Genomic DNA, 12,049 nt, shown 5'->3' with positions numbered 1-12,049 from the left:
ATGGACTCCCCCTACTTCACCGTGTGGGGGCGCCCCAGCCCACTCACAACACCAGGAGCAAGTGGTGATCGAAGAGACCCTCCTCGAGGCCGAGGAGAAGATGGAGAAGGCCGTCGTGGTCGCCAAGGAGGACTTCGCCGCGATTCGCACAGGCCGTGCGCACCCGGCGATGTTCAACAAGATCGTGGCCGACTACTACGGCGCCCTTACGCCGATCAACCAGCTGGCCTCGTTCTCGGTGCCCGAGCCGCGGATGGCCGTGGTGACCCCGTTCGACAAGAGCGCGCTGCGCAACATCGAACAGGCGATCCGCGACTCCGACCTCGGCGTCAACCCCAGCAATGATGGGAACATCATCCGGGTGACGTTCCCCGAGCTGACGCAGGACCGCCGCAAGGAGTACATCAAGGTCGCCAAGACCAAGGCCGAGGACTCCAAGATCTCGATCCGTTCCATCCGCCGCAAGGCCAAGGAATCGATCGACAAGGCGATCAAGGACGGCGACATCGGCGAGGACGAGGGCCGTCGCGCGGAGAAGGAGCTCGACGACACCACGGCGAAGTACGTCGCCCAGGTGGACGAGCTGCTCAAGCACAAGGAAGCCGAGCTGCTCGAGGTCTGAGGGCTCGTGGTCTGAGGACTGAGGAATCCGATCCGTGAACGACTCTTCCTGGGGGGCGCCTCCCAGAGCCGGGTACTGGGGGCCGCCCGACCAGGGCCCTGCTCAAGGGGCTGCCCCGGCAGGTCCCGCGTACGATGCGCATGACGCCCTGTATCCATCAGAGACGCAGCCCATGCCCATCGTGCCCGACATGCCTGACGTGCCTGAAGTACCCCAGGAGCCCATGCCCAGCGCAGCATCACAGCCCGCCCCTGAGACGCCGCGTGCGCCTCGAGCGCCGCAGAAGAAGAGCGCGGGCCGTGACCTCGGGGCGGCCATAGGAGTCGGCGTGGGGCTCGGCGCGATGGTCGTCGCGTCGCTCTTCATCGTGAAGGCCGTCTTCATCGGCGTCATAGCGGTCGCCGTCGTGGTCGGTCTCTGGGAGCTCACCTCGCGGCTCGAGGAGCGCAAGGGCATCAAGGCGCCCCTTGTCCCGCTCGCGGTGGGCGGCGCCGCGATGGTCGTCGCCGGGTACGTCCGCGGGCCCGAGGGCGCCTGGGTCGCCATGGCGCTCACCGCGCTCGCGGTGCTCGTCTGGCGGATGACCGAGCCGCCGGAGGGCTATCTGAAGGACGTCACGGCGGGCGTCTTCGCGGCGTTCTACGTCCCGTTCCTCGCCACGTTCGTGGCGCTGATGCTCACCGCGGACGACGGCCCGAAGCGGGTCCTCACGTTCCTGCTCCTGACCGTGGTCAGCGACACCGGGGCGTACGCGATCGGCTGGCGCTTCGGCAAGCACAAGCTCGCCCCGCGCATCAGCCCCGGCAAGACCCGCGAGGGCCTGGTCGGTGCGGTGACGTTCGCGATGGCGGGGGGTGCGCTGTGCATGGAGTTCCTGATAGACGGCGGCACGTGGTGGCAGGGGCTGCTCATCGGCCTCGCGGTCGCCGTGAGCGCGACCCTCGGTGACCTCGGCGAATCCATGATCAAGCGTGACCTCGGCATCAAGGACATGGGCACGCTGCTCCCCGGCCACGGGGGCATCATGGACCGCCTCGACTCCCTGCTGCCGACGGCGCCGGTGGTGTGGCTGCTGTTGGTCGTCTTCGTGGGATCCGGCTGACCTGCAGACCTGCATACGACATACGTGAGGGGCTCACTGTCCATAGGACGGCGAGCCCCTTTTCGTATCCCGTATTCGTATCCCGTACGGGGCTCATGGGCCGTCTACTTCAGCGTGTGGCACGCCTTCTTGGAGACGTTCTTCCACTGCACGCAGACGAGCGTGCCCTTGCGGAACTTGGGCCCGGTGTTCGCCCCGACCTTGCCCCACTCGACCTCGGCGGCGTTGCCGTGCGGAACCGAGTGCGCCTTGCGCCAGCTCTTGCCCACGTGCGTCGAGCCGCCCGGCTGCTTGTAGAGCCAGCGCGCCTTGCCCGCCTTGTACGGCGACCTGGCCGACTGGACGTAGTTCAGGCCACGCTTGTTGGAGCCCTTCTTGTTCCAGTAGAAGAAGGAGACCGAGTACGCGCAGGTCCTGCCGCTCTGCTGCACGCAGCGCACTTCTTGGTGCTTGCTGACCGCGGCGGCCCCGACTCCCGCCCTTGCCCCTGCCCCGCTCGCTGCCCCGCTCGCTGCCTGGGCCGGTATCGCGGTCGCTGCGGCGAGCGCTGCGGTGGCGCCGATCAGAAGCGCTTTCCCCGTTTGATTCAACACGTGCTGATGACCTCCAGCGGAGTTGATGTTGGCACGGGGATTCTAGTGATCATGTCAGGCACATGACATTGTCCATTTGTGCTACGCCAGGCGGCCCGCACCCATTTCCCGGCTACGCCATCGACGGCAGGGAGCCGGCCAGCGGGGGCAGATCGTCGTAGAACCGCAGGTCGCCGGAGTCGTCCAGGTACGGCAGGAATTCGTTCTGCGGGAGGACCCGGCCCGTCGCGCCGAAGATCGCCGTGCCGCGCTCGCGCACCTCTCGGTCGGCGCCCGCCTTGGCCACCCAGGTGGTCGGATCGGGTCCGAGGAGTTGCCGCAGGTCCTCCGATTCGAAGAGCAGGGCCGCGAGCAACTCGGACTGGTCTCCACCGCCCGGCCTCGGCCGCCCGTCAGAGCCCGCGAGTACTCCGTGCGCGCTGAAGTAGATGTAGGCGCCGCCGAGCCGCTCCCCGGAGGGCATGACCATGTCGAACTCGTCGCCGGGCAGGATGGCCCGCCGGTAGTCGGGGAACTCGGTGTCGTCGACGGCCTTCAGCTGGGTGGCGTCGAGCCAGGTCACCACCAGGGTGGCCCGCGCCGACCGGTCGATGTACGGGGTGGCCGCGACGTAACCGGCCGGGCTGATGTGGCCCGAGCAGCCGATCCCCACACCCCGTACCTCTACCGGCACCATCGGGACGGTCGCCGGGATGCCGAGCCGGGTGAGCTTGTGGCTGACCTGGCCGGGAGAGGCGTTGGAGCCCACCGCGATCACCGGGTGCCGCAGGCCCGCCCCCACCTGGCCGAGCTCCCGCAGCGTCTCGTCGAGGCGTCGTCCCTGGGCCACCGGCCAGTCTCCGAGCCGCAGTTGCCGCACGTCCAGCGGCAGCAGCTCGTCGCCGGAGAGCAGGGCGGGCTCAGTGGCCGGCCGGCCCGGGTAGGTGAGGGGGAGCTTGGCGGGAACGTCGTCCAGGCCCAGCGCTTCGAGGCTTCGGTCCTTCACGGCCAACACCCTTCAGGATCGGATCGTGCGGCGGGCACAGCCTTCCACATCGGGTCTACCCATGTCGGGACAGTGAGGCTGTCGGACGCTGCGGGAACGGCTCGTGCACCTGCCGTGAAGGAATCTGCTCCGTTACGATAACCCCCTTACGGGGAGCATGAGTTGAGACCTTCGGCCTGGCGCTTTCGGCGCCCTTCGACACATCCGCGGCATCGGATATCGGTTCGATGGTGGATCGCAGGGCGGTCGGTCCATGCCCTGATGCTCATGACGCTGGGCGCGCTGACCGGCCTCGCCGTGGCCATAGCGGTGGTATGGACGCTCACTGAGGAGTCGGCGCAGGGGCTCGGGCGGCGGTTCAGCGACGTGGCCGCGCTGCTCGACATCTCCCTGGCGGCGTTGCGAGCCTGTGTCGGCACCGACAATCTCGACCCCGAGCCGGACAACCTCGCACACGCGCTGCTCGCCACGTTCGCCTCGGTGACCGGAGCACTGGTGCCCGCGGTGCTCCTGGGAATCGTGCTGGTGAAGATGTTCGCGCTGCGCCCGTTCATCTGGCGGCGCCGGGCCAGTATCTCGCCGGGGCGCACCGCCGACTTCCCGGTGGCGGAGGGGCACGATCCCGAGGACGCGGTGATCGCGGTCCGCTTCTACAACCACTTCGACAATCTCTCGGTGGTCGATCTGCGGGCCCGCGCACACCTGCGCTACCTGGAGCGATCCCCGTACGGCGACAGTCGCGTCGTCTACAAGAAGTGGCTCCAGGTCCTGGACGAGAAGGGTGAGCGGGCGGACGAGAGGGCGTGGCTCGCGGTGGAGCGCGGGGCCCCGTTCACGGTCTGGATACCCGTCGACGCCCCGCTCGCCGCACTGCCCCTAGACCAGATCCAGGGGAAGGACCTGTCGGACGCGGAGGGGGTGAAGCTGCTGGTCCGGCTGACCGCCCGGACGGTGGGCCTGGGGACCGAGGTCGCCGACGAGCACTGGTTCGACGTGTCCGCCGACTCCGACGACTTCGAGCTGGGCCGCTTTGTCCCGCTGCGCGCGGATGCGGACGCGGACGTCTGGAGCTGGGAGGGGTGGGCGCGTTTTGACGAACTTTTGGCGGACGGGGGCCGCGGGGCCGAGTGACGCCGGGGGGGATCACGCGCTTCCTGATCGCCAGTAGGCCACCCAGTCGTGAGCGAGGCGACCCATGTACTTCTTCCAATGCTGCGGATCGTTGCGGGCGATCTCGTCCCACGTTCGGGCGTTCGCTTCGGAGAACGCGGCGACGGATGCCCGTGGGGCGGCTGCCCATGACGGGAACTGCCAGCGCGCCCATCCGTCCGCAGCTTCCGCCGTGTGACCGGCTTCCATGAGCCGCAGGATGAGAACGGCGGGGTCGATCCATGCGGCGCCGCGCGTCGGCCATGCCCAGTCGATCAAGTGGGCGCGCTCGGTGACGAGCACGTTGTGCGGCGCGAGGTCGGTGTGCAGCAGGGTGCCCCCGACGAACTGCTCGACACCGGCGGGGCCCGCGTAGCCACTCCACCGGTCCTCGGCGCGCTTGAGCGCGATGTCGGGGCACGGCGTGTTCTGAAGCTCGACCAAGGCGCGGGCGACGAGCGGCAGATCGGGGGAACCGGGGGCGTAGTCGGCATGGCGGCCGACGAGGTGCTCGTATCCGAGCAGGTCCCAGCCTGCGACCTGCTCGTGCCAGAGGAGGCGCGGGGAGGCCGGGGGCAGGTACGGGTTGATGGCGGCCTCGCGCTGCTGTGTGCGGACCTGTGGGTGGTCGATGGGCACGCCCTTGATGAACAGGGTTGTGTCGGCGGTGTACGCGGTGGCGGCGATCCCGGAGTTGGCGCCGGCCTCGGCTGTGCGGGTGCGCAGAATCGGACCGGAGCGTTGCTCGACTGCTTCGCGCGCGGGGAGGGGCAGGTCGTCCCAGTGGGCACGGGTTACGGGCATGTGGGGTTCCTGGGGCGGACGGCCGAGCCGCCCTTGACTCTGTGGCGGGTGGGGGCGGCTCGGTGCGCGTGTCGGTTTAGTACGGCTGGTCGTCGTCGGCCTGGCACGAGCAGCCGAGGCTCTCGGAGAATGTGCCGATCTCCTTCGTGATCCGGAACTCGGCATCGCCGATGGGCCGGGATGTGATCGCGACGGGGAACTGTGCGGTCGGGCGGGACGTGATCGCGACCATCACGGGGCCGGGGGACCGGGTCTCTTCCGTACTGTGGAGCTCGACGGTGGTTGCCATGGATTTACCTCACTGGTTCGGGGTCGGGGTGCTGGCAGTACATGTTTCGAGGTGCCTTCGCCTCCTGATAGAGCTTGGCCATGGGGCGGCAAGTGGTGCAGCCGCCCGGGTTGCCGTCGGCGTCCTTCTGACCGAACGTGCAGCCGGCGCAGCCCCCGGTACGAAGCTGTAGGCCGTCAGCGATCTCGCCGAGGCGTTTGAGTCCCTCGATCCCTTCCTGCATCAGGGGAATGTGCGGGTCACGGCCGATCTTGCATATGGACGCGTGGCCGAACGGGTCAGCGTGAAAGAAGGTGTGTCCGGCATTGCAGCCCGTGAATGGCTTCCGCTTGCGCAGGTACTTTGCGGCCTGCTCAGGAATCGGGGTCGCGTCGCCCTGGATCGTGGGCGACATGTTGGTGAACACGAACGCCTGCCCGTAGGGCTCGCTGAGCCGTTCCATGGCGGCGAACTCGGCGACGTTGTCCTTGGTGATCACGATGTTCAACTGCAAGCGAAGTCCAGCCTCGCGGGCGGCGTCGAGTCCCCGGATGAAGCGGCTGAACGCGCCTCGGTTGCGGGTGAATCCGTCGTACGTCTCTTCGGTGGCGCCGTAGACGCTCAGGGACAGGTGGTGCGGCGGGCGTTCGGTGAGCGCCTCAAGAATCCTCCGCTTATGGAGCTGCGATCCATTGGTGGAGATCGTCGGCATGATGCCGAGGTCGTAGGCGTATGAGTACGCCTCGGGGAACTCGCGGTCGATAAGCGGTTCGCCGCCTGTGATCTGGAGCCAGAGCACGCCAGCGTCGCGCATGATGTCGAGTAGGCGGACCTTGTCGGCCCACGGCAGCCCCTCGAACCGCTTCAAGCCGAGGTAGCAGTGTGAGCAGTCGTAGTCACAGCCCTTGTTGATTTCGTAGGACGCGCGGGCCATGCCGAACGGGGAGGGCGCGCGAACCAGGACGGTATCCCGCTGGGGACGATGCGCGGGAAGGGCGAGCCCCCACGCCTGGCGGGCGCCTTCGACGAGCCACTGCGGTACCTCGGAGCCGGCGCTCGCAGCCCTGCTCAGTTCGAGGAACCTGGTGAGTGGGATCTGTACCCCGTTGTCGTTGCCGGGGCGTAAGACCAGGTACTCGTCGAGGAACGGACTAGCGATCAGTTCGTGCTTGGGTGGGGGCATGGTTCCCTTCCGGCGAGCGGAATAGGCGAGTGGCGGCGCTTCCCTGCATCAGTTCGTGGAGGACGGCCCGGGCTTTGCTGCCCATGGCGTCGGCCAAGTGATCGGCCAGCAGCTCGGCCTCTGAGGGCAGCAGGACCATCTCTGTGTCTGCTGTATGTCGACCGTTCTTTGACAGCCAGACCGGAATTCGAATGTGCGCGGCATCGTCCTTGTAGGCCGTGCGACTGGGGATCGGCTCCACGCGCCAACCCCGCGGGGCAGACGGTTTTCTCGGCGACTCCGGTTTAGTCGGCATGGCTTCATCGTCGGCCCGGCGAGGGCGCGGATCTAGCGTTATTCGCGTTGAGGACTAAAGATCAACGGCGGAACGACCAGGCCCAGGTGGTCAATTGATCGCGCGCATCATCTCCGAAAGTGGCGTGTTCCTCGTAGCCGGTAAACCGGTCGAGGAGTGAGTGAATGTCCTTGGGGTCACGAAAGACGGCCGCACCTAGGTCTGTCTCGATCGTTGCTAGACGGTCGTCGTAGATCGTGAACGTACTCAAGGGAGTGTTACTGAACTTCCTCCCCATGGGAAGCACGCCAATCCGTATGTTGGTCTGGAGGGCGAGCGAGGCTAGTCGGTCGATCTGCATGGCCATTGCGTCTGGGGAGATCAGCGGGTATCGGATGGCTTGCTCGGTGAGCAGGAACGTGAAGCGCTTCGAGCGGTCTAGCAGAACGGCCTGCCGTTCAAGCTTCATACCGACGGTCTTGGCCTGTTGGGCCGGTGGCGCGTGCGCGATGCTTTCCCGGATGTAGTCCGGAGTTGCCAGTAGGGCCGTGGTCATCGACAGCAGGAAGTAGCGGAATTCGCTGGTGGTTGCTTCGATTCCTGCAAGTTCTAGCTGCTTCTTGTCCAGCCCCTTCCGGTGCAGAGCCTTGCGATCCTGCCACTCCGTCTGCGCTATGCGAGCCATGGCCATTACTTCGGCTGCGACGGCTGGGGAAATGCTCAGAGCTCTGAGGATCTGCTCGACATCGACCAGGGACGGGCGGAGCTTGTTCCCCTCGATACGGCTGATCTTGGACTGAGACATGTTGCAACGCGCAGCAAGCCGGACCCCAGAGAGTCCGGCTTGATTGCGGAGGTATTTGAGCATGGCTGCCAGTTCGAGGCCAGACTGGTCAAGCTCGTCAGGCTCGATGGCCACCGTTCACGTACTCCTCGAAGGGCACCGACGCGGCCATCGCGATCCGCTGGTATTCGAGGAATGGGGACGCGTCCCCTTCGAACACCTCGCGATTGATCTGTGTGCCGTCGTCCTCATAGTTCATGAGGACGACTTCCACGCGGTCGAACATCCAGAAGTCCGGGGCCCCAGCAAGAGGGTTGGGGCGGTCGGTCACATCGAGGATGCGGATTTCGTCCCCAGCCCGAGCGTGTACCTCGTAGAACCGGGCGAACTCGAACCGCAGGTAGTCGGAGAGCGGCTGCGTCACGATGTGCACGCGCCCGTTGTGCTTGCCCTCGGCGCGCTGCCGTGAGACGCGTTCTGTGTACGAGGACGCGGTGTACGGCGTCATGGGCCGGCCTTCACGGAAGTCTGCGAACTCTTCAGCTTCCTGCGGTACGAGGTACTGCGGAAGCGTCTCAAGCCGCCAGGCTTCTTGATTGATCTCCGCGAACCGACGACGCCACTCGTCACCATCCAAGAGCACGTACGGCCTCCCTCAACACTTCCTCCGGGATCTCCACCAGGGCCTCACCGGACGGCGGGGTGAACGCCTCTGAGACGCTCCCTTGAACGACGACTGAGCCACTTGCCGTCCGGTAGATGTTCGGGCAGTCCTCCTCGCCGCACGTGCCGTTGCCGTTGCCAGTGAGCCGGGTCAATTCCTCGCGTGCCATGGACGATGAACCCCCTTGTCCGGCCCCCTGCGGGCTGGTCTGCATGACGCTACGGGGACGGTCTGACCGGCGTCTATGCGAGTGCGCGTTTATGCGCGTACTCGCATAAAGAGACCCCCTGTCTCCCGAGAAGGACAGCAGGTGTTGCTACGCGATGAGGTGGTCGAACTCGCCCACTTTGACGCCCGCGATGAAGGCTGCCAGATTGGCGCGGCTGGTGACGATGATGCTGTCGGGAACGTCGCTCTCGCGCATCACGATCCCGCCCTCATGCTGCGCCATCTCGACGCAGTTGGGGCCATCGCCACCTGAGAACGACGACTTCTGCCACTGTATGGATCCGCTCATGCCTACGTGTCTCACAGTTCTCGTGCGATGTGATGGATGATGCTTCGCGATTCGTCTGGATCAAGGGACGCGTGCTCGGCGATGTCGAGCAGAGTCGTGTACTTCAACAGGTCGGCCTCGGCATCTAGGAACTGATTCCCCGAGGCACTGTCGAGCTGCACAGTGTCGAGTTGGGGCACAACACCCTTGGCGTACAAGACCGGTTGAGTGACCTCAATGAAGTCCTCGCTCGTGAAGGGGATCACTCGCACGGTAATGGTGGGGCTGTGTGAGGCCGCCATCAGGTGTTCAAGCTGCTCACGAGCAACCTTGCGGCCGCCGAAGCGCATGCGCAGCGCCGCCTCGTGGATGATCGCCATGAACGGTGGTGGGGACTCACGCTCGAAGATGGCCGACCGCTTCATTCGGTGCTCGACGCGTAGTTCGACCTCGTCGAGCGGCAGCTTGGGGCGAACCCCCGAGAACAGGGCGTGTGCATATCGCTCGGTCTGGAGCAGACCGGGAAGAGTGACGCTCTGCATCGATCGGAGCCGCAGGGCATGATGCTCAAGCTCGGCGATGTCCAGGAAGCCAGGGACAAGTGTGCCCCGGTACTCGTCGAACCAGTACTGCCCGCGACGCTCGCGCGCGATGGCGCACAGCGCATCGATCAGTGCCTCGTCGGCGCATTGATAGAACGTGCATAGGCGGCGGATGCGGTCATCGCTGATTCCGACGCGTCCCGCTTCTATGTGGCTGATCTTGGCTTGGTCGGTGGACAGCAGTCCAGCGGACTCACGGGCAGTCTTGCCTGCGCGGTCGCGCAACTTCCGCAGCTCCGCGCCCAATCGGGCCTGACGTGCGGTGGGGTTGTCCCTCGGCGGCATAAGTCCCTTCCCCTTGTCTGCCCTGAGTGTGTCGCGTAGTCGCTCCACTGGTCCACTCGTTAGGGCCATAGATATGGAACACCCTTGCTCCGGAGCATAGTTGCCCCCTACGTTCCCAAGTGGCACCACGCAGCACGCCGGTAATCCCGCAGTGCAGCCGCTGACGCACGCCCTCGTGGGTGCGCCATCCCTCCTTCCTTGGGGCGGCCAGAGCCACGGTGGCGAGCAGCGCACACTACAACCGCGTTGGGAGACGAAAAGATGCCTAAAGCCTTAGCACCCGCTGTGCTTCACGCACCTCAGTCCTCTACGACCTACCGATTGACCGCGGCGAACGTACCGACAGCCGCTGTCGTGCTGCGGAACCTGGTCGTCACTCTGTTCTGCACGACGGGGCACGAGACGCTTGCACAGACCGCACGCCTCTTGACGAGCGAAATCGTCACCAACGTCTATCGCCATACGGCGACGCGCATCGTGCACGTCGAGGTGACGGTCGACGAGCACCAAACCCGGGTCTGTGTGCACGACGACAAGCCGAGCTACAGCCTGACGCCCCAGCCGGTGGTGGACGGCGAGGACGGCCGTGGCCTATTCATCGTCGACGCCTGTGCCGACGCTTGGGGAATCACGCACTTCGGCGAACCAGAGCCGACATCAAAGGCAGTGTGGTTTCGCCTCGTTGAGGGCGAACGAAACTTCTCCTGATCAGCCCGAACATGGTGAATGTATCCGTGAATGGACGACCTCCATGGCCCGCTTCGTGTGGTGTGAGCTGGTCAGAGGGCGTCTGAGAAGCCCCGTTCAGGGCAGGCGAGTTGGTAGTCCCTGCGCTCATGGAGGCCAAGATGGCCGGGGAACGGCGCGCGTATCCGACCGATCTGTCCGACGTGGAGTGGGCAGTACTGGCACTGCTCGAGCCGCCAGCGAAACCGGGCGGGCGGCCGCCGAAGCATCCGCGTCGGGAGATCATCGACGCCCTGGCGTACTGGGTGCGGGCCGGCTGCGCCTGGAGGCTGCTCCCGCATGATTTCCCGCCGTACCAGAGCGTCTATCACTACTGGCGGCAGCGGCGGATCGAGGGCCGCTGGGAAGAGATCCTCGCCGCACTGCGAGCCAGGGAACATCCTGGCCAGGGCCGTGAACCCACCCCGAGCGCCGGAGCGGTGGACAGCCAGAGCGTCAAGGCCACCGAGCGCGGCGGCCGGCACGGCTACGACGGCGGTAAGAAGATCCAGGGGATCAAGCGGCACCTTCTGGTGGACACGCTCGGCCTGGTCCTGGCGGTGTGCGTCAGCCCGGCCAACGTCAGCGACCGCGACGGCGCCGCCGTGCTCCTGGCCCGATGCTCCGGGAACTTCCCGCGGCTGCGGCATCTGTGGGCCGACCAGACCTACCGCGGCCGTGACTTCCTGACCTGGGTCCGCGAGGAAACGGGGATCACGATTCAGATCGTGCAGCGCAAGGACGGCGGTTCCCGCAGCGCCTGGCCAAAGACTGACGCCCCACCCCGGGTGGTGCCCATGTTCGCGGTGGTGCCCCGGCGTTGGGTGATCGAGCGGAGTTTCGCCTGGCTGGGCCGCTACCGGCGACTGTCCAAGGACTACGAGTACCTGGCCGCCAGCCAGGAGAACGCGATCTACCTGGCCACGATCATGCTCCTACTGCACCGAACCGCGAGAGTCCTGCCCTGAACGGGGCTTCTCAGACGCCCTCTAGGTTCGGTCACGTGAGCGGGACCGAGAACGAACACAAAGCGAAGATGGCGCGCCCGCGGATGGCCTCGGGCGCGCTCTTCTTTGATGCCCTGGACCGCGTCATGCTCCTTGAGTCGACGTACAAGGACTACCGGGATATCCCTGGAAGGTATGTCGATGCGGGTGAGTCGCCGCAGCAAGCGTGCGTCCGTGAGGTGCAAGAGGAACTGGCATTGCGCCGGAGACCGGGCGTCTGCTCGTCGTCGACTGGGCTCCCAGCCCTTCCGAAGGTGACAAGGTGCTGTACCTCCTCGATGGCGGCGCACTCTCGCATGAGCTTCAGGCGCAGATCAAGCTGCAAGCTTCCGAGATCAAGGCTTACGGCTTCCACGATGTCGGTGCCGTCGACAACCTCACAATCCCCCGTCTTGCACGCCGTATTTGTGCTGCAATGACCGCTCGGCAGCGGGGTGGCATGGCATACCTGGAGCATGGCGTTCCTCCCGGTCACTAACTGCCCAATCGCCGCGAAGCGGTTCTC

The 12,049-nt window shown here is 66.0% G+C and carries 16 protein-coding genes and 1 pseudogene; 7 read left to right on the top strand and 10 right to left on the bottom strand.

Features of this window, described 5'->3' with window-relative positions:
• The first annotated feature begins 64 nt into the window (after nucleotides 1–64).
• Nucleotides 65–622 carry a ribosome recycling factor gene (frr, locus tag ACWFRJ_RS32250; RefSeq protein WP_351165429.1) on the top strand — a complete coding sequence of 186 codons (558 nt, stop codon included), beginning with the start codon at nucleotides 65–67 and terminating at the stop codon, nucleotides 620–622.
• A gap of 34 nt (nucleotides 623–656) precedes the next feature.
• Complete coding sequence (locus ACWFRJ_RS32245) at nucleotides 657–1,724, top strand: phosphatidate cytidylyltransferase (RefSeq protein WP_453538890.1); 1,068 nt, start codon at nucleotides 657–659, stop codon at nucleotides 1,722–1,724.
• 104 nt (nucleotides 1,725–1,828) lie between these two features.
• On the opposite strand, the gene ACWFRJ_RS32240 is transcribed toward ACWFRJ_RS32245, so the two are convergent.
• Nucleotides 1,829–2,317, bottom strand: coding sequence for a hypothetical protein (locus tag ACWFRJ_RS32240; protein ID WP_453538887.1), 489 nt, complete (start codon nucleotides 2,315–2,317; stop codon nucleotides 1,829–1,831).
• A 112-nt stretch (nucleotides 2,318–2,429) separates the two neighbouring features.
• Entirely contained in the window at nucleotides 2,430–3,302 is an 873-nt protein-coding gene (locus ACWFRJ_RS32235; RefSeq protein ID WP_453538884.1) for a hypothetical protein, read from the bottom strand.
• Between the two features lie 261 nt (nucleotides 3,303–3,563).
• On the opposite strand from ACWFRJ_RS32235, the gene ACWFRJ_RS32230 reads away from it, so the two are divergent.
• Nucleotides 3,564–4,433, top strand: coding sequence for a hypothetical protein (locus ACWFRJ_RS32230; protein WP_453538882.1), 870 nt, complete (start codon nucleotides 3,564–3,566; stop codon nucleotides 4,431–4,433).
• Nucleotides 4,434–4,445: 12 nt separating this feature from the next.
• Here the strand turns inward: ACWFRJ_RS32230 and ACWFRJ_RS32225 are convergent, their stop codons facing one another.
• The 8 genes from ACWFRJ_RS32225 to ACWFRJ_RS32190 form a co-directional block, all read right to left on the bottom strand.
• On the bottom strand, nucleotides 4,446–5,255 hold the full coding sequence (locus ACWFRJ_RS32225; RefSeq protein WP_453538879.1) for an aminoglycoside phosphotransferase: 810 nt from the start codon (nucleotides 5,253–5,255) through the stop codon (nucleotides 4,446–4,448).
• A 76-nt stretch (nucleotides 5,256–5,331) separates the two neighbouring features.
• Complete coding sequence (locus ACWFRJ_RS32220; protein WP_453538876.1) at nucleotides 5,332–5,544, bottom strand: hypothetical protein; 213 nt, start codon at nucleotides 5,542–5,544, stop codon at nucleotides 5,332–5,334.
• 4 nt (nucleotides 5,545–5,548) lie between these two features.
• Complete coding sequence (locus tag ACWFRJ_RS32215; protein WP_453538873.1) at nucleotides 5,549–6,706, bottom strand: radical SAM protein; 1,158 nt, start codon at nucleotides 6,704–6,706, stop codon at nucleotides 5,549–5,551.
• A gap of 356 nt (nucleotides 6,707–7,062) precedes the next feature.
• Nucleotides 7,063–7,899 carry a Scr1 family TA system antitoxin-like transcriptional regulator gene (locus ACWFRJ_RS32210; protein WP_453538870.1) on the bottom strand — a complete coding sequence of 279 codons (837 nt, stop codon included), beginning with the start codon at nucleotides 7,897–7,899 and terminating at the stop codon, nucleotides 7,063–7,065.
• Nucleotides 7,883–8,407 (bottom strand): DUF6879 family protein, encoded by a 525-nt coding sequence (locus ACWFRJ_RS32205; protein WP_453538867.1) that lies wholly within the window; start codon nucleotides 8,405–8,407, stop codon nucleotides 7,883–7,885. The genes ACWFRJ_RS32210 and ACWFRJ_RS32205 overlap by 17 nt, the downstream gene beginning before the upstream one ends.
• Nucleotides 8,391–8,597: a hypothetical protein gene (locus tag ACWFRJ_RS32200; protein ID WP_453538864.1), complete on the bottom strand. Its 207-nt coding sequence runs from the start codon at nucleotides 8,595–8,597 to the stop codon at nucleotides 8,391–8,393. The genes ACWFRJ_RS32205 and ACWFRJ_RS32200 overlap by 17 nt, the downstream gene beginning before the upstream one ends.
• Nucleotides 8,598–8,744: 147 nt before the next feature.
• Complete coding sequence (locus ACWFRJ_RS32195; RefSeq protein WP_453538861.1) at nucleotides 8,745–8,945, bottom strand: DUF397 domain-containing protein; 201 nt, start codon at nucleotides 8,943–8,945, stop codon at nucleotides 8,745–8,747.
• Nucleotides 8,946–8,956: 11 nt separating this feature from the next.
• Nucleotides 8,957–9,811 carry a helix-turn-helix domain-containing protein gene (locus ACWFRJ_RS32190; RefSeq protein ID WP_453538858.1) on the bottom strand — a complete coding sequence of 285 codons (855 nt, stop codon included), beginning with the start codon at nucleotides 9,809–9,811 and terminating at the stop codon, nucleotides 8,957–8,959.
• A gap of 321 nt (nucleotides 9,812–10,132) precedes the next feature.
• Here ACWFRJ_RS32190 and ACWFRJ_RS32185 point away from each other — a divergent pair, with 321 nt between their 5' ends.
• The 4 genes and pseudogenes from ACWFRJ_RS32185 (at nucleotide 10,133) to ACWFRJ_RS32170 (ending at nucleotide 12,022) form a co-directional block, all read left to right on the top strand.
• Nucleotides 10,133–10,519, top strand: coding sequence for an ATP-binding protein (locus tag ACWFRJ_RS32185; protein WP_453538856.1), 387 nt, complete (start codon nucleotides 10,133–10,135; stop codon nucleotides 10,517–10,519).
• Between the two features lie 140 nt (nucleotides 10,520–10,659).
• The gene (locus tag ACWFRJ_RS32180; RefSeq protein WP_453538853.1) at nucleotides 10,660–11,505 is read left to right on the top strand and encodes an IS5 family transposase; all 846 of its coding nucleotides are present in this window, start codon (nucleotides 10,660–10,662) and stop codon (nucleotides 11,503–11,505) included.
• A gap of 68 nt (nucleotides 11,506–11,573) precedes the next feature.
• A pseudogene (locus tag ACWFRJ_RS32175) lies at nucleotides 11,574–11,690 on the top strand (NUDIX hydrolase); the annotation flags it as partial.
• A gap of 116 nt (nucleotides 11,691–11,806) precedes the next feature.
• Nucleotides 11,807–12,022: a hypothetical protein gene (locus tag ACWFRJ_RS32170; RefSeq protein WP_453539454.1), complete on the top strand. Its 216-nt coding sequence runs from the start codon at nucleotides 11,807–11,809 to the stop codon at nucleotides 12,020–12,022.
• The last annotated feature ends 27 nt before the right edge of the window (nucleotides 12,023–12,049 follow it).

It is taken from the genome of Streptomyces sp. NPDC055239 (assembly GCF_053606205.1).
Note: the sequence above shows the minus strand (reverse complement) of the source record. Positions and strands in the feature narration are given on the sequence as shown.